Source organism: Gluconobacter oxydans (assembly GCF_006539685.1).
Lineage (GTDB): Bacteria > Pseudomonadota > Alphaproteobacteria > Acetobacterales > Acetobacteraceae > Gluconobacter > Gluconobacter oxydans.
Genome location: NZ_BJNM01000018.1, coordinates 16,261 through 36,493, shown reverse-complemented (window position 1 = coordinate 36,493; position 20,233 = coordinate 16,261). Strand labels below are relative to the sequence as shown.

The following is a 20,233-nucleotide window of genomic DNA, read 5'->3' as shown; positions in this document are numbered from 1 at the left end:
CTCCGGGAGGGGCGCGGTTTTTTTTGTGGAGAGATTTTTTGGGGTCAGATCTGTCCCATCAGGACAAGGATCACGACGATGACCACGATCAGGCCGAGGCCGCCGGAAGGGTAGTAGCCCCATTTCGAACTGTACGGCCATGACGGCAGCGCACCGATCAGCAGGAGGATCAGGATTACAAGCAGAATCAGTCCCATGGCACGTCTCTCTTGCCGGTTGAGACTGGTCTACGCTTCCGGGTGACTGAAAGTTTCCGCAGGATTGCGAAAGATCAAAGCTGCCGGTCGCGCTTGATGCGGTCCCAGGCGGCATTGATGCGGGCCACCCGGTCCTGAGCACGCCGGCGCTCTGCTTCCGACATGGGCTTCTGCGCCAGGACGTCCGGATGGTGCTCGCGGATGAGGGTGCGCCAGCGCACGCGGATTTCCGTATCGGTCGCGCTGCGGGTGATGCCGAGAATGCGATAGGCGTCCGGCTCGTTCCCGCTGGCGGCGCGGCTGTTGCCGCTTTCCGCCCGGTCCCACGCACCTGGCGGCAGGCCGAATGCCCGGTGCACGCGCTGCAGGAAATCGATTTCCTTCGGGTGAAGTTCTCGGCTCGGCCCGGCATCGGCACGGGCGATGCGGAACAGGGCCGTCATGAGGTTTTCAAGAGGCGCCGTGTTATCGGCATAGGCCTTGCCCATTTCGCGGGCATACATCTCGAAATCGTCCGTCCGGTCGCGGGCGCGATCGAACAGCATGCCGACTTCCTTGACGTTATCAGGGGGGAACTGGAAGCAGGTCTTGAAAGCGTTGATTTCGTGCCGGTTCACCGGCCCGTCGATCTTCGCCAGCTTTGCACACAGGGCGACAAGGCCGATGGCATAAAGCTGATCGCGCTTGCCCAGGGCCGCAGCGATCTTGGCGGCGCCGAAAAAGGCCGCGCTGTTGGGATCGGGCCGGCCATTCGCGGGAAAACGCTCGCTCCAGCCGCCCGTCGAGGGCTTGAGTAGCGAACCGTTATCGGCCGCATGTCCCAGCGCTGCGCCCATCAATGCTCCGAAAGGACCACCAACCGCGAAGCCCGCGACACCACCGAACATCTTGCCCCAGATAGCCATGGCATCAATCTAGCACGCCCGCTCACAGCGGCAAATGACAGATCGCAGGCAGGGGGCTCCGGAAGAGCCAACCGTCCGGACCCGCGGTGTAGTATAAGGTGGGAATTACGAACTTATCGCCGTCTCATGCTTTTGAGACGCAGGTTCTTCAGCTCGTTTCATGACGGATATTTTCATGCCCACCCCGATTCAGACTGCCCCTTCGACCCCTTTCCGCTCTGATGACGAACTGATGGATCTTCTGATCCAGCGTCTGCCCGAGCGGCTGCAGAAAGTGCTGAACTGGCTGAGGGAGCCGGATCACAAATGGGTCCGGATTCCGGCGGGCGTGCTGTTCATGCTGGGCGGCGTTCTGTCCATCCTGCCTGTTCTGGGTTTGTGGATGCTGCCGGTCGGCGTGATGCTGCTTTCGCAGGATATTCCGCTCTTCCGCCGCCTTCAGGGTCGCGTCCTGCGCTGGATCGAGCGCAAACATCCGGAATGGCTGGGCCTGCCCGCAGACAGCGCCGGGAGCTAACCGGCCGTCTGAATGCTTTTCTGAAGATGCATCAGCGCTGCAACCCGCAGGGCTGAGGCCAGCGGGCGTTCGGGTGGTCGCGCGGCATCGAGAGAGGCGACCAGAGACGCAAAGCTCTGCTGGCGGACTGCCGCCATCGCATCTAGTACCGTCCAGAATTCGGGTTCCAACGCCACGGATGTCCGGTGTCCTGACAGAGACAGGCTGCGTTTGACGAGATCACTCATGCCGGTTGCTCCTCAAGGCGGCTCAAAGCCCATTGCGCGGTTTCGGAAACGTCAGGGTCCGGATCATTCAGCAGATCCCGTGCAGAAGATACGAGCGACGGATCGGCGGAGTTGCCGATCGCGATCAGGACGTTGCGCACGAAGCGGTTGCGTCCGATCCGCTTGACCGGAGAGCCGGAAAAGAATGTCCGGAACGTCGCATCATCCAATCGGACCAGCTCGTCGAGTTTTGGCGCGATCAGCTCCGGCCGGGCCTGAAGCTTGATGTGCCGCGCGGTCTCGGCAAAACGGTTCCACGGGCAGACAGACAGGCAGTCATCGCAGCCATAGATATGATTGCCGATTTTAGGGCGCAGGTCATGCGGGATCGGGCCTTTATGCTCGATCGTCAGATACGAGATGCAGCGCCGGGCATCCATTTTTCCCGGGCCGGTGAAGGCCTCTGTGGGGCAGGCGGTTAGGCAACGCGTGCAGGAGCCGCAGCTTCCGCCAGTGGGCTCGGACGGTGTCAGCTCCAGCGTGGTGTAGATCTCACCCAGAAGCAGCCATGACCCATGCTCGCGCGAGACGAGGCAGGTGTGTTTTCCTGTCCAGCCAAGATGTGCTTTCTCCGCCAATGCGCGTTCCGAGACGGGGGCTGTATCGACGAAAACCTTTACCTGCGTTTCCGGGCCGCCCAGCTTCACGACGAACTGCGCCAGATGCTTGAGCATGCCCTTGATGACGTCGTGATAGTCTCGGTTGCGGGCATAGACGGAAATATTGCCGCATTCGGGATCGGTCGTCGGTCCTTCGGCTGGCGCATAGGACAGGCCGAGTGAAATCACGCTCCGGACTTCGGGCCACAGGGCTTTCGGATGGGCACGTTCCTCGAGACGCGTTTCCATCCACTCCATCGTGCCGTGATGACCCTGCGCGACGAACTCCCGCAGGTTCCGAGCCACATCCGGCCCGAGTTCCGCCTTGCAGAACCCGACCGCATCGAAGCCCAGATGACGGGCATGCGCCGCAATCCGGGCTTCAGGCCCTGTATCGGGTTTCGGGGAAGCTGGCATGGAAGGGACAGGTCTCGCCGGTGAACGGGGAGCCGTTATGCCATCAGGGAGGCAGACGGACCAGCTTTTCTGCTGTCCGGAACGGCTGATGCAGACAGCATTTGTCACGATCTGAAAATGGCTTGCCACGTCGGGGACGGGGCGGCATCGTCGCGCCATGCGACATCCTTTCTTTCGTGTTCTGCCTGCCGTTTTTCTGGGTATGACTTCTGCTCTGACGATGATTCCGGCTGTACATGCGGCTCCGCAGTCTGTTGCACAGGTTTATGACCGGATCCGGAACGATCCGGTCAGGCTGAACATGTTTCTCCGTGCCTTTCCGAAAGGGGCGGACCTGCACAACCATCTGGTTGGTGCGGTCTACGCCGAAAACATGCTGGACTGGGCCGCGCGCGATGGTCTGTGTGTGTCGCTGAAGGAGAAACGCATCCTCGACCATGCCTGTACACATCTGGGAGAGGGTGAGCTTCCTGCCGCCGAACTGTCGCATCACGCGGAATCGGAAAATGTCCTGATCGATGCGCTGTCCATGCGGGACTTCGTGCCTGCTCTCGGCGACGCCTCCGGGCATGACCATTTCTTCGCGACATTCGCCCGGTTTGGCTCCATCGACGATGCGCATTCGGGCGATATGCTGGCCGAAGCGCGTGACCGGGCGGCCCGCGACCATGTAACCTATCTGGAGCTGATGATTTCACCTGGGATCGGCGGGATGATTGGCGCGGGCTTTCATCACCCGCTGAAGGGCGATGACTTCCCGGCCGCGCACCAGGCGCTCATGCCGGAAATTCCGGGCCTCGTGCAGAAAGCCCGCGCCGAGACGGACCAGATGGAAGCGCAGGCGCGGGATGTTCTGAAATGCGGAACCCCGCAGGCCCATCCGGGATGTGCGGTGACGGTGCGCTATCTGTTCCAGACCCTGCGCACATTACCGCCGCAGGCCGTCTATGCGCAGCTGGATGCCGGTTATGCGACCGTGGAAGCCGATCCGCGTTTTGTCGGGCTTAACATCGTGGCCCCTGAAGACGATCCAACGGCCATGCGCGATTATGACCTGCACATGCGGATGTTCCATTTCCTGAACGGCGTTTATCCGGGCGTGAAACTGAGCCTGCATGCTGGCGAACTGACAACCGGTCTCGTCCCCACGGAAGGTCTGCGTCACCACATCCGAGCAGCCATTGACGTGGCAGGAGCCAACCGGATCGGGCATGGCGTGGACGTGGCGCTTGAGGACGATCCGGCCTCGCTTCTGGCCGAGATGGCGCGGCGCCATGTGATGGTGGAAGTCAACCTGACCAGCAATGACGAGATCCTTGGTATCAAAGGCGCGGCCCATCCGTTCCCGCTCTATCGCCGGGCTGGCGTACCCGTCGCGCTGTCCACGGATGACGAGGGGGTTTCGCGTGGGGATCTGACGCAGGAATATGTCCGCGCAGCCCAGACCTATGATCTGTCTTATGCCGCTCTGAAAACCCTGTCCCGCACTGGTCTGGAATATGCCTTCGTGCCAGGCGAAAGCCTGTGGGTCGATCATCAGCCGGGGCAGTTTGTGCCCGCCTGCCGGACACTGCCCATCGTATCCAGCTCTTGCACGACTTTCCTGAAATCCAGCGAAAAGGCCCGTCTGCAATGGACGCTCGAACAGCGGTTCGGCACGTTTGAAGCCACTGTCACACATGAGGGACTCTACCAGTGAAATCTGTCTCAACCGTTTTTGGGGCCGCGCTCCTGTCCCTCTGTGCCTTTGGTTCGGCTTCGGCTCATGCGCCAATCCCCGTGCGCGTGGTTGTCGTCACAACCTTCGAGATCGGCAGGGATACGGGAGACACGGCGGGCGAATACCAGAACTGGATCGAAAAACTGCCGCTGCAGAAGACGATCCCGGCACCCGGCACCGATCATGACGTGATGCATTACAATCCGGACCTGCATGTTCTGGGGATCGCGAGCGGTGAGGGGCCTGAGCACATGGCATCTGCCATCACAGCCCTCGTGCTCGACCCGCGTTTTGATCTGCGCCACGCCTATTTCGTGCTGGCCGGGATCGGTGGAATTGATCCGAATTTCGGGACCATAGGTTCGGCCGTCTGGGCGCCGCACGTCATTAATGGCGGCCTGTCGCACCTGATCGACCCGCGCGAAATTCCGGCCTCCTGGCCGGATGGGTTCACACCCGTGCAGGGCAGCACGCCGGATGAAAAGCCCCGCCCTGCGTCCCATTCCGGCATGGGGGACATGGAATACACGCTCGATCCGGCACTGGTGCAGTGGGCTTATGGTCTGACGAAGGACATTGCCTTGCCGGACAATGCCGGTCTGAAGGTCTCCCGCCTACGCTATACCGGTTTTGCCGCAGCCCAGAAACCGCCTTCCGTACAGCTTGGCGACACGATCTCAGGCGAAACCTTCTGGGTTGGTGCGAAAATGAACCAGTGGGCCGAACGCTGGGTGAAATACTGGACGGACGGGCAGGGCGTCATGGCGACAACGGCTGAAGAAGACGTCGCATTCTGTCAGGCTCTGGCGCTTCAGGGGAAGGCGGGGCGCGTTGATCCGAAGCGCGCGCTAATCCTGCGGACGGCCAGCAATTTCGACATGCAGCCACCGGGCCAGAGCGCCGCGCAGCTTCTGTCGGATGAAGCGCATGAGACCGGTTTTTCGGGATTCCAGGCCTCGGTCGATGCCGCCTATACGGTGGGGAGTGTGGTCGTGAAGGAACTGGCGACGCACTGGGACCGGTATGAAAAGGCGCTGCCGACGGCCCGGTAAACACGATGGTGTTCAGTCATGGTCAGGATCGATTTTCCTGACTTCATGAACACCATCAATCGCGCCCAGTCCCGTAATGAGATGGGAAACGGGCCGCTTGCCATGAACCAGCATGGTCAGCGTGACGAGGCGCGGACGTGGTGAGGCGGGAGCTGTCCCTTCACGGTCCGCCGCATCCAGAAGCTGTTCAGCATTCTGGCTTTCTTCTTCGAGGCGCACGCCATCAATGGCAAAGCGCAGTTCCGTGCAACTCACCAGAATGGTCCGGAGCAGACCGCGGCTGTCTTCATAGGAAATCGTCAGCTCGGTTGACTGTTCTCCCGAGCGGGGAAGCTGTTTCAGCAGTTTTGGAAACAGCACCATGACGATGAAATGGGCAACTGTCGTGGCAATGGCGAGAATGGGCAGTCCTGCACCGCAGGCCATTCCCAGAGCCGCCGTGAACCAGATGGCCGCGGCCGTTGTCAGGCCCCGCACGGCATCGCGGCGCATGAAAATCACGCCACCCCCGATGAAGCCGATCCCCGAGACGATCTGCGCGGCCACGCGGGACGGATCCAGCACGATCCGCCCGGCATCGATGACATCCATGAAGCCGTATTTGGAAATCAGCATGAACAGGGCGGCGGAAACCCCGACCAGCGTATGCGTCCGCAGACCCGCACTTTTCTGCCGGATCTCACGTTCCAGTCCCACAAGGGAGGACAGAACGAATGCGAGCGCCAGCTCTTCAAGCTGAAGCCGTCCTTCGCCCACCAGTCCCTGAGCCGTCAGCGTGATGAGATTGTGCATGCCGTGTCTGCTCCTCCTGCGACGTTAACGCAGGCGGGCACGGGAATGTTGTGACAGTTTGTCGGGATCAGGGCGTAGGGCGGAGCGCGCTGGGCCGTATTGCAGGGCTCTGCCCTGCACCGGGAAGGGGTCTGGACCCCTTCACCCCAATTCATGAATCGGGATCAAAGGGACCGCGTCCCTTTGTGGGGTCTGGGGTAAAGCCCCAGCTTACAGAGCCAGATCAGGCATCGGCCATTCGTCTTCGGTCCAGTCGCCCTTCGCCCAGTCTTCCCGCAGTTTCACGGCCAGGGCATCAAGCGTGCCGTCCACGATGGCGGCGCGGATCTGGCGCATCAGGCGCTGGTAATAGGCCAGGTTGTGCCAGGTCAGCAGCATCGGGCCGAGCATCTCGTTGGCGCGGAACAGATGGTGCAGATAGGCGCGGCTGTAGCGTCCGGCGACGGGTGTGTCGTCATGCGGCGTCAGCGGGCGGGTATCGTCAGCGAAACGGGCGTTGCGCAGGTTGATCGTACCGCGCTCGGTATAGGCGCGAGCCGTGCGACCGGCACGGGAAGGCATCACGCAGTCGAACATGTCCACGCCTCGCATGACTGCGCCCAGCAGGTCGTCCGGCGTGCCGACGCCCATCAGATACCGCGCCTTGTCCTGCGGCAGCATTGGCGCGGTGAAGTCCAGCGTCGAGAACATCAGCTCCTGACCTTCGCCCACAGCCAGACCGCCGATCGCATAGCCTTCAAAGCCGATATCAGTCAGAGCCTTGATGGAATATTCGCGTAGATCGCGCTCGGTGCCGCCCTGTACGATGCCAAACTGTCCATATCCTTCGCGCGCCACGAAAGCCTCGCGGGAGCGGGCGGCCCAGCGCATCGACATTTCCATGGATTTCCGCAGCACTTCCGGCGTGGCGGGGAGTGCGGGGCATTCGTCGAACGCCATGGTGATGGTCGCGTCGAGCTTGAACTGGATATCGGTCGATATTTCCGGAGTCAGGCGATGCTTGCTGCCGTCGATGTGGGAGCGGAACGTCACGCCATCTTCATCGAGCTTGCGCAGCGCACCGAGCGACATGACCTGAAACCCGCCGGAATCGGTCAGGATCGGGCCGGGCCAATCCATCATTTTGTGCAGGCCGCCCAGCTTCTGCACGCGGTCCGCTGTGGGGCGCAGCATGAGATGATAGGTATTGCCCAGAACGATGCCCGCACCCGTGGAGCGCACGGCATCCATCGTCATGCCTTTGACCGTGCCGACGGTGCCCACCGGCATGAAGGTCGGGGTCGGGATCGTGCCGTGGCGGGTGTGCAGGTGGCCTGCGCGCGCCATGCCGCAGGTTGCTTCGGGCACCCAGGTCATTTTGGTAGCGTGATCGGTCTTGTGATCGCTCATGGGGCGCGCTCCAGCAGGCAGGCATCGCCATACGAATAGAACCGCAATCCGTTGGCGATGGCGTAGGCATAGGCCTCACGCATGGTCTCGGTGCCGCTGAACGCGCAGACGAGCATGAACAGCGTCGAACGCGGCAGATGGAAGTTCGTCATCAGCACGTCCACTGCCTTGAAGCGGTATCCGGGCTTGATGAAAATAGAGGTCTCGCCGCGCCATGGTGCGACGGTGCCGTCTTCGCGGGCCGCGCTTTCCAGCAGGCGCAGGGACGTGGTGCCAACGGCGACGATCCGGCCGCCACGCGCACGGGTCTCGTTGATGGCGGCCGCAGTTTCGGCGTCGATCTCGCCCCATTCCGCGTGCATTTTGTGCTCGGCGATGGTGGAGCGGACCGGCAGGAACGTCCCCGCACCAACATGCAGTGTCAGAGTCCGGCGCTGGATGCCTTTTGCGTCCAAAGCTGCGAGCACTTCAGGCGTGAAATGCAGGCCGGCCGTCGGAGCGGCCACGGCACCGCGATACTGCGAGAAAATCGTGCGGTAATCCGCATCGTCCTGCTTCGTCGGGCCGAAAGGACGCTCGATATACGGGGGCAGGGCCAGCGCGCCGACCCGTTCGAGAAACGCGTCGAACTCGTCTCCCTCGACCGAGAAGCGGATGCTGACCGCGCCGTCACCTTCGTTCTCGATCACGGTGGCCGTGACCGGATCATCGCCGAAATGCAGGATGTCCTGCGGCTTCAGCTTCCGGGAATTGCGCGCCAGGGCATGCCAGCTTCCATTCGCCAGAATACGGTCGAGCGTCAGGCCGATCTTCGCTTCGCCGCGTGTGGCGGCAAGCTGGGCGCGGATGACGGCCGTATTGTTGGCAATCAGCAGATCCCCTTCACGCAGGAAATCCGGCAGGTCGCGAATCACATGCGGATCGGGTGGTAGACCGGGCCGGACATGCAGCAGCGTTGCACTGTCACGCGGGCGGGCAGGCTCTGTCGCGATGTGGTCGCGCGGGAGTTCGAAGTCGAATGGGGCGAGATCATCCGTCATGGGATGCTCTCTAGCAGGTTCAGCCCACATGAAAACGCCGGACCCGCAGGCCCGGCGCATCTTTTTGGATGAAAAACGCCTGTTCGGGCTTATTTCGGCAACGCGAACGCCACGACCTCGTCGCTGTTCCGCGTTTTCAGTCCGCCATGTCCGCCCACGGCCAGCACGACATACTGCCGTCCGTCCTCTCCCATATAGGTCATGGGTGTGGCATTGCCGCCGGCATCAAGCTCGGTTCTGAACAGGGTGTGTCCGTCATGCCCGTCCAGAATATGGAAGCTCTGATCCGCCAGCGCCCCCATGAAAACGAGGCCGTTGGGCGTCGTCACGCTGCCGCCCATGGAGAAGATGCTGGTGGGAAGGCCGACAGGCATCCGCAGCATGTTTGTCGGCCCGACATTCTTCGTGGTGCCGAGTGCGCGCTCCCAGATGACCCGGCGATGAACAAGATCGATCGCCTGCATCTTGCCCCAGGGCGGCGCAAGGCACGGAGCGCCGAACAGTCCGAGCCAGGGCTTGATGACGGCGGCATAGGGCAGGCCATGCTGCGGATTGTTGGTGAAAACCGGCTCCGGATAGGGCTGATTCCATCCATGCCAGGGTTTGAACAGGCCTTCCTGCACGGCCCTGTCATGCGGCACGAGCGTCATAAGGAACGGGATGAACGTCGTGTTGATATACATGACGCCATGCGTCGGATCGATCGTTCCGCCATACCAGTCCGCCACGCCATCGAAGGCGGGGAAGCCGATCGTGCCCTGTTCGCTGGGTGGTGTGTAGAGGCCCTTGAAGCGCATGGAATGAAAGGCGATCCGGCAGGCAAGCTGATCGAATGGTGTGGCGCCCCACAGATCATCTTCTGTCAAATCGGGGCGACGCAGGTTCGGCATGTCCACCGAATAGGGCTGGGTCGGGGAATAGCGTTCGTTTGGGATGTCCCCACCCGGAACGGGTTTTTCCTGCACACGATAGAACGGCTGCCCCGTCCGCCGATCCAGAACAAAGAGTTCGCCCTGCTTCGTGGTCTGGACGAGGGCCGGCGTAAGCGTGCCGCTGGCATCCGGCAGATCGACCAGAGACGGGCCGACGGGAAGATCGAAATCCCACAGATCATGATGCACGGCCTGAAAATGCCAGCGTTCCTCGCCGGTCGTCAGGTCCAGCGCAGCGAGAGACGTGTCGTATTTCTCGTCAAACGGACGCCGCTTGACGCCATAATAGTCCGGCGTGGCAATGCCGAGCGGCACATAGACCATGTTCAGCCCGGCATCAGCCGTATAGACGCCCCAGCCATTCGGTGTTCCGCGCGTGAAGGTTTCGTTGGGGCCGAGCGGGCTGTTGGCCGGAACGCGGCCCATGTCCCACGCCCAGGCGAGTTGCCCGGTCGTGGCGTCGAAGGCGCGGATGACGCCGGAGGGCTCATCAACGGACTGGTCATCATAGACCCAGCCGCTGGTGACGATCCGGTTGTGCAGGACCATGGGCGGGGAGGTGATGAAATGAAAGCCCGGCGGAATGGTGCCCATGCCGTCGCGAAGGTCGATCTTCCCGTCATGCCCGAAGCTGTGACAGAGCTGCCCGGTCTCGGCATCAAGCGCGAAAAGCGTCGGCGGGGAGCCGGAATCCGTTGAAATGATGCGATGGGTGCAGTCCGTTGCTCCCGGAATATCGGCATAGGAAACGCCGCGGCAGGCCTGATAGATATTCGCGCCAAACTCGCCGCCGGGCCGGTAGTGCCAGACTTCCTTGCCGGTCGTGGCATCCAGCGCCACGACGTCACGGTGCGGCGTGCAGAAGAACAGACGATTGCCGATCTTGATGGGGGTGGCTTTGAAACTGAACTCGCGGCCGCGGGAGTTCTCGCCGGGTCGGGGAAGATCGCCACTGTGATAGACCCAGGCGACCTTCAGGTTATGGGCGTTCTGTGCGTTGATCTGCGTCGGGGCTGCAAAACGGTCTCCGGCCGGTGTGCCGCCATGGAACTGCCAGTCATTGGCGGCCATCTGGTCACTTCCGGACAGGCTCGCTCCCGTTGAGCCTGGGAAAGGGTTGAACTGCTGGTAGCGCTGGCCCGTGATGTACCAGCCACAGGCAAACATGACGACGAACAGCGCCAGACAGCCTCCCATGCCTCCTAGGACGGTGCTGTTGATCCGGACATGGCTCTGGCTGTCCATCATCCGCCCGCCGATCCAGGGACCGAAAACCCACAGACCGATGCCGGCAGGAAGGGCAAGGGGCGGAATGAGCCGCCAGCCATCAAGCCCGACACGCCACAGCGCCCAGATCAGGGTATAGGCCAGAAGGGCGGCATAGATTGCCAGACCGGACCGCCGCCCCATGGTCAGCATGATACCGGACAGGATCATGAGCAGACCAGCCACGGCATAATAGAATGAACCACCCAGTGCGATGAGCCGCAGCCCCGGCAGGAAGAGGGCCAGTCCCAGTATGGCGAGACCAATACCGGTCAGGGTCTGCAATAACGGCCGGGCGGAAGACGGCGCCATGGATGTTTTTCCTTCGGAATGGATCTGAAGGATCTAAAGCGCAGCGTCAGAATGCAGTTTCTTTAAAATATAAAGTGCAGGGGACGGGTTGGGCAGCGTTGAACATAACCGGCTGCCCGCGGTCTGGAATTAAGCGGAGACGCTGAGCAGGTGGCTCGTGTCGCTGCTGGAACCGGAGTTCGAGGAGCCGCCGGACGTCCTCTCGGAGATGATGTTGCCCTGGGCGTCTTCGACGATGGTCGTCGTAGAGCCATCGGCGTTCAGCTTGGTCGTGGTGGTTTCCTGCGTGGAGGACGTGCCGCTGGATGACGAGGACGAACTGGAAGAGGACGCACTGCTGGTGCTGTAAAGACTGCTCATGGCGGACGAGCCGATAGAGGAAATGCTTGTCATGAGGAAAAGACTCCGTGGGATAGGAACGAAGTCATTTTCGGATCAGAAGGTTAATAAAGGATAAGGACTGATGTAACTGAGTGATACGGATTGTACAGGACCATGAACCGCGCGGCTGTTACATTGAGGATTGAGCGCCTGTTACATTCAGAATAGACGCCCGTACCGAAAATCCGGACCTCATTTCATGCCAGGAATCTTCTTCGCGGCCTGCCAGAGGGCTTCCATCGTCGGGAGATCCTGTTCGGCCATGGTCTGTCCCTTTTCGGCCAGCATGGTTTCCATGGCTTCAAAGCGACGGGTGAACTTGTCGTTGCTCCGGCGCAGAGCGGCTTCAGGGTCGATATCCAGCTTGCGGGCCAGACTAGCGACCGTGAAGAGGACGTCGCCGAGTTCGTCCTCGATCCGGTCACGGTCTCCCCCAATTTCGGCTTTCAGTTCGTCGATCTCCTCATGAACCTTGTCGAGGATACCGGTGGCATCGTCCCAGTCGAAGCCCACGCGGGCCGCGCGGCGCGTCAGCTTGGCGGCCCGCATGAGTGCGGGAAGGGGCAGGGCGACACCCGCCAGCGTGCCGTATTCCGCCTTCCGCTGGCGCTCGACTTCCTTTTCCCGCTCCCATGTGTCGTCATCCAGCGCCGCATCGCCGAAGACATGCGGATGACGGCGCACCAGCTTGTCAGCAATGGTGCCTGCGACGGTCTCAAAGTCGAAATGCCCGACTTCCGAGGCCATCTGGGCCTGAAAGACGACCTGAAGCAGCAAATCGCCCAGTTCGTCAGGGATGGCCTCGCGGTCGTCACGGGCGATGGCATCCATGACTTCGTAAGCTTCCTCAATCGCGAACGGCGCAATCGTGGCCGGGGTCTGCTCCACGTCCCAGGGGCAACCGGCCTCCGGGTCGCGCAGGCGCTTCATGACGTCCAGCAGGCGGTCGATCTGCCGGGGGGAGGACTGGGTCATGGAAACATCCTGCTGTTATCGTGCTGCAAGGTTCATACCCGCGTGGCTTCATGGATGAAAGCACTGGGTAAGGTGGCAGCGGGTGACAGCATGACATTCCCGACGTAAAACGACTGCCGGACGTTTCAGGCATCTGCCGGGGCGGAACGGATTTGCAGACAGGGTGGATGGCGCATGGCACGCATTTTCATTGATGGGGAAGCAGGCACGACAGGTCTGGGCATCCGCCAGCGGATCGAGGCGTTGCCCGCGTCTTATGGTCTGGAAATCCTGTCCATCGACCCTGCGTTGCGCAAGGATACTGCAGCCCGTCGCTCCATGCTTGAGCAGGCCGATGTCGCTATCCTGTGCCTGCCGGATGATGCGGCGCGGGAGACGGTGGCGCTGGCGGAAGGACTGGGCGTCCGGATTCTGGATGCCAGCACGGCACACCGGATCGCAGATGGCTGGGTCTATGGTTTCCCCGAGCTGGACGCGGAACAGGCGGCTGCCATCAAGGGCGCGCGGTTTGTCGCCAATCCCGGCTGCTACCCGACGGGCGCCATTGCCCTGATGCGTCCGCTCGTCCGGGCGGGGCTGCTCCCGGCCGATCATCCCGTCTCGATCAACGCCGTCTCCGGCTATAGCGGGGCAGGCCGTGTGGCGATCGAGGAGCATGAAAAGAACGGTGGTCCGGCTTTCTTCCTGTACGGGCTGAACCTCAAGCACAAACATCTGCCTGAAATCCGGCACTATTCGGGCCTGACGCGCCAGCCGCTGTTCGTGCCGTCGGTCGGGCATTTCCCGCAGGGCATGATTGTTTCCATCCCGCTGCACCTGAAGGACCTGCCGGGGCAGCCTTCGGCCGCGGAACTCGAAGCCGCGCTTCAGGACGCCTATGCGGGATGTGAACATGTGCGCGTTCTTCCTGCCGAGACGCAGCTTGTGGCCGACACCCTGGCCAATACCGACGACATGGAATTGCGCGTCCATCATAATGGCGAGCAGGTCGTCCTGACGGCGCGGCTGGATAATCTGGGGAAGGGAGCTTCGGGCGCCGCGATCCAGAACCTGCTTCTGATGCTGGGGCTTTAAAGTCTGCATTCTGCGCCTCAGATTTTGCAGTCTGGCACTTTCGCCGGGAATGCATTAGGGTTCGGGCCGCCCGCGCGAGAGTGGCGGAACGGTAGACGCAGTCGGCTCAAAATCGACCGCCGAAAGGCATAGGGGTTCGAGTCCCCTCTCTCGCACCATGAGCGGTCATTTCCTGCCGGAATGACCTCAGGACCGATCAGCCCGGAACGAGCATGTCCAAGCCGACTGTCAGACCCTCCCGCCCGTTCTTCTCCTCAGGTCCCTGCGCCAAGCGCCCCGGATGGTCGTTGTCCGGTCTGGACCAGGCCCTGCTGGGCCGTTCGCACCGTGCGCCGGAAGGCCGCGCGCGTCTCAGGGAAGTCATCACGCGCTCGAAAGACGTGCTCGGCATTCCGTCGGACTGGCGCGTCGGCATTGTCCCGGCTTCCGATACGGGGGCCGTGGAAATGATCCTGTGGGCGCTTGCGGGTGAGCGCGGGATTGATGTCCTGTCTTTCGAAAGCTTCTCCGGAACCTGGGCGCAGGATCTGCGCGACGTCCTGAAAATCGAGGATCTGCGGGTTCTGGACGCGCCTTATGGCGAACTGCCTGATCTGACGAAAGTGGACTGGACCCGCGATGTCATCCTGACATGGAACGGCACGACGTCGGGTGTCTGCATCCCGGATGCCAGTGCCATTCCGGCTGAGCACGAAGGGCTGGTCATCTGCGATGCCACGTCTGCGGCCTTTGCGATGGATCTGCCCTGGGACCGGCTCGATATCGTGACCTGGTCTTGGCAGAAGGCGCTGGGTGGCGAGGCCGCGCATGGCATGGTGGCGCTGAGCCCGCGTGCCGCCGCCCGTCTGGCCCAGCCGTCTCCGCGTCCGCTGCCCAAGATTTTCCGTCTGGCCAACAAGAAGGGCCTGATCGAGGCCATCTTCGAAGGCGATACGATCAACACGCCGTCCATGCTCTGCGTCGAGGACGCGCTGGACGGTCTGCGCTGGGCTGAACAGATTGGCGGCCTGCCCGCCCTGAAGGCCCGTTCGCAGCAGAATCTGGCTGCCGTGACGAAGTGGATTGCAACAGCGGACTGGGTGTCCTTCCTGTCTGCCAAGGAAGAGACGCGCTCCAGCACGTCCATCTGCCTGAAAATCACAGCCCCCTGGTTTGAAAGCCTGTCCGCCGAAGCAAAGGGCAAGGCCGTCAAGCATCTGACGGGTCTCGTGGCGAAAGAGGGCGCGGGTTACGATCTCGCATTCTATCGTGATGCCCCGGCCGGCTTGCGGATCTGGGGTGGCGCCACGGTCGAGACGGCGGATATCGAAGCGCTCCTACCCTGGCTCGACTGGGCGCATGAGCAGACCCGTGCGGAGTTTTCGGCATGAGCCTGTATTCCGAGACCCCGAGCGCCGCGCTTCTGCCGTCCGGTTTTGCGGACCTGCTGCCCGGTGAAGCCGAAGCGGAAGCCCGCGGCATCGCCAGTGTAATGGAAGCGTTTTCTCGTCACGGCTATCAGCGCGTCCGTCCGCCCCTGCTGGAGTTCGAAACGTCGCTGCTTGGTGGATCGGGCGAATCCCTTGCGCCCCAGACCTTCCGTCTGATGGACCCAAATTCGCATCGCATGATGGCGCTACGTCCGGACATGACCACGCAGATCGCGCGCATTGCGAGCATCCGTCTTCAGGACGCGCCGCGCCCGCTGCGCCTGTCCTACTCGGGAAGCTGCATCGTTGTCGGCACGCCGGGCCGCGAAGCCGACCGCCAGATTTCTCAGGCCGGGATCGAATTGATCGGCCCGGACAGCGCGCAGGCGGATGCGGAAGTCATTGCGCTTGGTGCGAAGGCTCTCGCGGAGCTCGGAATTGAAGGCGTCTCGTTCGATCTGTCCATGCCCGCACTGGCGCTGGGCCTGATCGAAGGCGTCATTCCCGAAGCCGATCGTGAACCCCTGCTGCATGCGCTGGACCGCAAGGATGCCAGCGCCGTGGCCGAACTGGGTGGTCCGATTGCCGGGATGCTGGCGGTCATGCTGCGTGCTGCCGGTCCTGCCGACCGTGCGTTGGATCTGCTGGCTTCGCTGGATTACCCCAAGGACGTCGTCGGGTATTTCGAGCGTCTGGCGGCATCCGTGGCCGCAATCCGCGAGCGTAGCCCGGATCTGCGTCTGACGATTGATCCCGTCGATTTCCGGGGATGGCGCTATCATACCGGACTGTGTGTAACGGTGTTCTCCACCAGTTCCCGTGAGGAACTGGGACGTGGCGGCCGCTATCTGGCCGGGCAGGAGCCAGCCTGTGGTCTGACGCTTCGTCCGCAGGCCCTTCTGCGTGCAGCTCCGGTCTCTGCGTCGCGTCCGCGCTGCTATGTTCCGGTTGATCTCGATGCGGCCAGCCTGTCCGGTCTGCATAAGGCCGGTTATGCCACGGTCTCTGCATTGTCGCACGACGAAGACGCGGCCGCTCAGGCGCGGCATCTGCGCTGCACCCATGTCTGGAAGGATGGTGCGGCCCGGCCGCTCTGATCCATCGTTTCTTTTCGTTTTTCCCCAGTCTCTTCAGTTCTAGGAAGTCAGCTCATGTCCAACGTCACCGTGATCGGAACCCAGTGGGGGGACGAGGGTAAAGGCAAGATCGTCGACTGGCTCGCCAGCCGCGCCGATATCGTTGTCCGCTTTCAGGGTGGTCACAACGCCGGTCACACGCTGGTCGTGGGCGATCAGATCTACAAACTTTCCCTGCTGCCGTCTGGTCTGGTTCGTGGCAAGATCGGCGTGATCGGCAATGGTGTCGTCGTGGACCCGAAGGCCCTGATGACCGAGATCGACCGCGTGACGGCGCAGGGTCTGGTTGTTACGCCCGAGACGCTGTGGATCGCCGAGAACGCGCCGCTGATCCTACCGGTCCACGGTGCGCTCGACCGTGCGCGTGAAGCCGCTCGCGGCGACCACAAGATTGGTACGACCGGTCGCGGTATCGGTCCGGCCTACGAAGATAAGGTGGCCCGTCGCGCCATCCGCATCTGCGATCTCGCCGAGCCCGAGACGCTGGACTGGAAGCTGGACGAACTGCTCCTGCATCACAACACGCTGCTCGCCGGTCTGGGTGCCGAGACGTTCACCAAGGAGCAGCTCAAGGACTTCCTGGCCGAGATCACCCCGCGCCTTCTGCCATTCTCCTGTCAGGTCTGGGATCGTCTGGACGAAGCCCGCCGTGCCGGTCGGCGCATCCTGTTCGAAGGTGCGCAAGCCGTCATGCTGGACGTCGATCACGGCACCTACCCGTTCGTCACGAGCTCCAATACGGTTGCGGCCGTGGCAGCGTCGGGCAGTGGTGTGAGCCCGTCTTCCGTTGGCTTCGTGCTCGGGATCGCCAAGGCCTACACCACCCGCGTGGGTGAGGGGCCGTTCCCGACCGAACTTCATGACCAGACCGGCCGCACCCTCGGCGAGCGTGGCCATGAGTTCGGTACCGTCACCGGTCGTCCGCGTCGCTGCGGCTGGTTCGACGCGGTTCTGATCCGTCGCGCTGTCCGCGTCGGTGGCGTCAGCGGCATTGCCCTGACGAAGCTCGACGTTCTCGATGGTCTGGACGAGATCTCCATCTGTGTCGGCTATGAACTGGACGGTCAGAAGATCGAGACCTTCCCGTCCGCTCCGGGGGCACAGGCCCGCGTCAAGCCGGTTTACGAGACGATGCCGGGCTGGAAAGAAACGACCGCAGGCGCCCGTTCCTGGGCTGAACTCCCGGCACAGGCCATCAAGTACGTCCGTCGCATCGAGGAACTGATCGAAGCTCCGGTGACGCTGCTCTCCACCAGCCCGGAGCGCGACGACACCATCCTGATGCGTGATCCGTTCGAGGACTGAGGTCTTCAACTTCGGAATCGGCCCTGCATTAACGAAGTCTCAATCCCTGTCCGGCACAAAAGACCGGATAGGGAAACAACGGGACTTCAATGGCCGACACACAGGCAGATAACAGCCAGGAACTGCTCATCGCCGAGCGGTATCTGATCAGCCTGGACCGCAAACAGCCCGATCTCGGCGGCTGTGCGACCTATAGCGCCCAGGACGTAACGGCATCCGGGGCGTCCTATCTGGCCCTGGCTCCCTTCGCGCCTTCGCCCCGACTTACGGAAATCATGTTCTTTCGTCATGAGAGCGTGATTCCGATCCAGACCCATGAATACTCTCAGGGCACCTTATGGCTGCTCTGTCCCCATCCCCCCGGTCCCTCGCTTGCGGAAGGGCTGGGGTTGTGGACCGAGAGCCAACTGATCGACGGTGTCATCCGTCCGATGGCGTCGCTCCTTCAGCGGCTGGAGGCTGAAAAGCTGACATGCCGCAGCATCCGTCCCGACAACCTGTTCGTCGGGCAGGGGCTGCACAAGGTCGTGCTTGGGCCTCTGGGAGTGGCCGCACCGGGTGAAAAACAGCCTGTTCTTTTCGAACCCCTGTCTTCAGCGGTCTGTCGTCCCTCCGCCCGCGGCGAGGGGACGACGGACTGCGATGTTTTTTCTCTGGGGGTCGTCATTCTTGCGCTCGCTATCGGAAAGCTCCCTCTTGAAGGCCTCTCCGATACGGATATTCTCAAGCGGCGTTTCGAAATCGGCACACCCGCCGCCTATATGGATGGCCAGAACGTGCCGGTCGGGCTGCGCTCGCTTCTGACGGCGATGCTTTCCGATGATCCTGTCAGCCGCCCCTCGCCGCGCGATCTTGTGACGATCGCGCCCAGCAAGGTCTTTACGGTTCGTCCGGTTATTCCCGCGCGTATCCCCCTCATGATCGGTGGAAATGCCGTCTACACGCCGCAGGCCCTCGCCTGGTATGCGGGGCGGCACCCTGCGGAGTTTTCCGCATTGCTTCAGAGGAAAGTCGTCAGCAACTGGCTGGGTCGCGAACTTGAACTCTCCGTCATGGCGGGGCTGATCGAACAGGCGAGTGCCTCATTTCTTCCGGCCGGTGGCAGCAAGGCGGTTGATCCTGCCACGATGGTCATCACGCATGCGATTTCCGTCCTCGATCCTGCCGCGCCCATGTTCTGGGGTGGCACCTGGTTCTGGCCCGAGGCGCTTCCCCAGATGGTGGTTCAGGCCACGGTTCAGCCGTCCACGCCGGATGAAGAGCGGACGGTCCGGAATATCCTGAGTTTCATGGCAGCCAATCCCGATGCCTTCATGTCCGCCCATCTGCCTCAGCGGCAGAGCCATCAGATTAGCGCCCTGTCCGTGGCGGCACGACGCATCGGTACCAGGGGGGCGGATCTGGTCAGACGTTTCCCCTATGAGCTGAACAGATTTCTGCCCTGCCTTTCAAAGAGATGTCTGGAGGCCCGGATTTCCCTGCCGGAAGGGCTGTTGCAATGGCTGAACCGGCATGCGGGAATTGAGGATCTGCCGGACGAGGCTCTGGGACGGAGCGGCTTTCTGGATGATCAGATGCGTTCCTTTCTTGAAGCGAACTGCGCGCGTCAGAGGATTATTCCGCTCTCCCAGTCTCAGAAAGCAGGATTGCCGGGCTGGCTCGCTGATCTGACCGTGCTTGCGGCCGTACAGAGGAAGTTCGACAGAACACCGCTCAGCTTCCTGGCGCAGCGGGCGTTGCCGCTGCTGGAAACGGAACTGCGCCAGTGGCGGAGCAAGACTTCGCGTGCCCGACGGCGCGTGCGCCTTGGAAAGGCGGCGGAAGACGGAAATCTCGGTACGTTCCTGGCGATCGTCAATGATCCGACGGGTCTTCGGCTGGATCAGCGTCAGGCGCAGGAAGCCGAAGCGGAAATCAGCAATCTGATGCGTGTTCTTGATGAAGCGCCCGAGCGCAGGGCGGCCAATGATCGTGAAGCACGCAATTCGGGAGAATTCTTTTCACTTCTGACGGGCATCGCCGTGGCAATGGTGAGTATCTGGCTGGAGTTCTGTCAGTGAGGAAGACTCATGGCGTCCGTTAGACAGGCAGACCCGGGATCGCTCCGGGCCCCGGGATTCCGGTGGTGGCACGGGATCATCATCGGGCTGCTGCTTTCCTATGTTCCCGGAAGCCTGCTGGTTGCCGGCGTTCTGCTGCTTCCTCTGGTTGCCCTGAAGCTCGTTGATCCCAATGCTGACGGTCAGCGGATCATGATCGTGATGTTCTATGTCGGCGCTGCCATGGTGCATCCTCTGCACGAGGCCTGGGCTGCAAACGGGGACTGGGAGACGTGTATCGCGCAGATCACGCAGCCCGTGACGCTGGCGCTGGACTGGCTTGCTGCGGGGGCAGCCTGGCTCGTGGCGGAAGCATCGGCCATCAGCGGCCGGCTTTGGAACGCGGAAATCGCGCGACGCGAGCGCAAGTCCATTGAAAAACGCATCGCGTATCTTCAGGAAGAATGGATGTCTTCGGACGAGGATGCGCCTGCGACCTGATCGGCAGGC

19 protein-coding genes and 1 tRNA gene are annotated in these 20,233 nt (G+C 62.1%); 10 read left to right on the top strand and 10 right to left on the bottom strand.

The genetic code is table 11. From position 1 onward, the window contains the following. Positions 1-44: 44 nt before the first annotated feature. Entirely contained in the window at positions 45-197 is a 153-nt protein-coding gene (locus GOX01_RS08735; protein WP_080504750.1) for a DUF3309 family protein, read from the bottom strand. Positions 198-271: 74 nt separating this feature from the next. After that, on the bottom strand, positions 272-1,102 hold the full coding sequence (locus GOX01_RS08730; protein WP_041111801.1) for a TerB family tellurite resistance protein: 831 nt from the start codon (positions 1,100-1,102) through the stop codon (positions 272-274). Between the two features lie 232 nt (positions 1,103-1,334). On the opposite strand from GOX01_RS08730, the gene GOX01_RS08725 reads away from it, so the two are divergent. Next, positions 1,335-1,619 (top strand): hypothetical protein, encoded by a 285-nt coding sequence (locus GOX01_RS08725; RefSeq protein ID WP_371858533.1) that lies wholly within the window; start codon positions 1,335-1,337, stop codon positions 1,617-1,619. Here GOX01_RS08725 and GOX01_RS08720 read toward each other — a convergent pair. After that, positions 1,616-1,846 (bottom strand): ribbon-helix-helix domain-containing protein, encoded by a 231-nt coding sequence (locus tag GOX01_RS08720; protein WP_024717157.1) that lies wholly within the window; start codon positions 1,844-1,846, stop codon positions 1,616-1,618. The two genes, GOX01_RS08725 and GOX01_RS08720, sit on opposite strands and share 4 nt — an antisense overlap. Continuing rightward, positions 1,843-2,901, bottom strand: a complete 1,059-nt coding sequence (gene queG, locus GOX01_RS08715) for a tRNA epoxyqueuosine(34) reductase QueG (RefSeq protein ID WP_024717158.1) — start codon at positions 2,899-2,901, stop codon at positions 1,843-1,845. Before queG ends, GOX01_RS08720 begins: the two co-directional genes overlap by 4 nt. A gap of 157 nt (positions 2,902-3,058) precedes the next feature. Here queG and GOX01_RS08710 point away from each other — a divergent pair, with 157 nt between their 5' ends. Both GOX01_RS08710 and GOX01_RS08705 read left to right on the top strand, forming a co-directional pair. After that, positions 3,059-4,600: an adenosine deaminase family protein gene (locus tag GOX01_RS08710; protein ID WP_062269358.1), complete on the top strand. Its 1,542-nt coding sequence runs from the start codon at positions 3,059-3,061 to the stop codon at positions 4,598-4,600. Further along, positions 4,597-5,673, top strand: coding sequence for a purine nucleoside permease (locus GOX01_RS08705; protein ID WP_011252974.1), 1,077 nt, complete (start codon positions 4,597-4,599; stop codon positions 5,671-5,673). The genes GOX01_RS08710 and GOX01_RS08705 overlap by 4 nt, the downstream gene beginning before the upstream one ends. Positions 5,674-5,685: 12 nt before the next feature. Here GOX01_RS08705 and GOX01_RS08700 read toward each other — a convergent pair whose 3' ends face one another. The 6 genes from GOX01_RS08700 to mazG form a co-directional block, all read right to left on the bottom strand. Next, entirely contained in the window at positions 5,686-6,465 is a 780-nt protein-coding gene (locus tag GOX01_RS08700) for an MgtC/SapB family protein (RefSeq protein ID WP_011252975.1), read from the bottom strand. Between the two features lie 210 nt (positions 6,466-6,675). Further along, positions 6,676-7,821, bottom strand: coding sequence for a tRNA guanosine(34) transglycosylase Tgt (gene tgt, locus GOX01_RS08695; RefSeq protein ID WP_034954469.1), 1,146 nt, complete (start codon positions 7,819-7,821; stop codon positions 6,676-6,678). Positions 7,822-7,850: 29 nt separating this feature from the next. Then, positions 7,851-8,894: a tRNA preQ1(34) S-adenosylmethionine ribosyltransferase-isomerase QueA gene (queA, locus tag GOX01_RS08690; RefSeq protein ID WP_024717160.1), complete on the bottom strand. Its 1,044-nt coding sequence runs from the start codon at positions 8,892-8,894 to the stop codon at positions 7,851-7,853. An 89-nt stretch (positions 8,895-8,983) separates the two neighbouring features. Continuing rightward, on the bottom strand, positions 8,984-11,404 hold the full coding sequence (locus GOX01_RS08685) for a glucose/quinate/shikimate family membrane-bound PQQ-dependent dehydrogenase (RefSeq protein WP_011252978.1): 2,421 nt from the start codon (positions 11,402-11,404) through the stop codon (positions 8,984-8,986). Positions 11,405-11,533: 129 nt separating this feature from the next. Further along, positions 11,534-11,797: a hypothetical protein gene (locus tag GOX01_RS08680; RefSeq protein WP_011252979.1), complete on the bottom strand. Its 264-nt coding sequence runs from the start codon at positions 11,795-11,797 to the stop codon at positions 11,534-11,536. 180 nt (positions 11,798-11,977) lie between these two features. Beyond that, positions 11,978-12,760, bottom strand: coding sequence for a nucleoside triphosphate pyrophosphohydrolase (gene mazG, locus GOX01_RS08675; RefSeq protein WP_062269356.1), 783 nt, complete (start codon positions 12,758-12,760; stop codon positions 11,978-11,980). Positions 12,761-12,934: 174 nt separating this feature from the next. On the opposite strand from mazG, the gene argC reads away from it, so the two are divergent. From argC to GOX01_RS08640, 7 genes are all read left to right on the top strand, one after another. Continuing rightward, on the top strand, positions 12,935-13,834 hold the full coding sequence (argC, locus tag GOX01_RS08670; protein ID WP_011252981.1) for an N-acetyl-gamma-glutamyl-phosphate reductase: 900 nt from the start codon (positions 12,935-12,937) through the stop codon (positions 13,832-13,834). A gap of 74 nt (positions 13,835-13,908) precedes the next feature. Beyond that, positions 13,909-13,992: transfer RNA gene (locus GOX01_RS08665), tRNA-Leu, on the top strand. A gap of 54 nt (positions 13,993-14,046) precedes the next feature. Next, positions 14,047-15,204 carry a phosphoserine transaminase gene (locus GOX01_RS08660; protein WP_062269354.1) on the top strand — a complete coding sequence of 386 codons (1,158 nt, stop codon included), beginning with the start codon at positions 14,047-14,049 and terminating at the stop codon, positions 15,202-15,204. Continuing rightward, on the top strand, positions 15,201-16,340 hold the full coding sequence (locus tag GOX01_RS08655) for an ATP phosphoribosyltransferase regulatory subunit (protein WP_011252983.1): 1,140 nt from the start codon (positions 15,201-15,203) through the stop codon (positions 16,338-16,340). The genes GOX01_RS08660 and GOX01_RS08655 overlap by 4 nt, the downstream gene beginning before the upstream one ends. A gap of 54 nt (positions 16,341-16,394) precedes the next feature. After that, on the top strand, positions 16,395-17,684 hold the full coding sequence (locus GOX01_RS08650) for an adenylosuccinate synthase (RefSeq protein WP_062269352.1): 1,290 nt from the start codon (positions 16,395-16,397) through the stop codon (positions 17,682-17,684). Positions 17,685-17,773: 89 nt separating this feature from the next. After that, complete coding sequence (locus GOX01_RS08645) at positions 17,774-19,744, top strand: serine/threonine-protein kinase (RefSeq protein ID WP_062269350.1); 1,971 nt, start codon at positions 17,774-17,776, stop codon at positions 19,742-19,744. Positions 19,745-19,753: 9 nt separating this feature from the next. Then, positions 19,754-20,224: a hypothetical protein gene (locus GOX01_RS08640; protein ID WP_062269348.1), complete on the top strand. Its 471-nt coding sequence runs from the start codon at positions 19,754-19,756 to the stop codon at positions 20,222-20,224. Positions 20,225-20,233 lie beyond the last annotated feature (9 nt).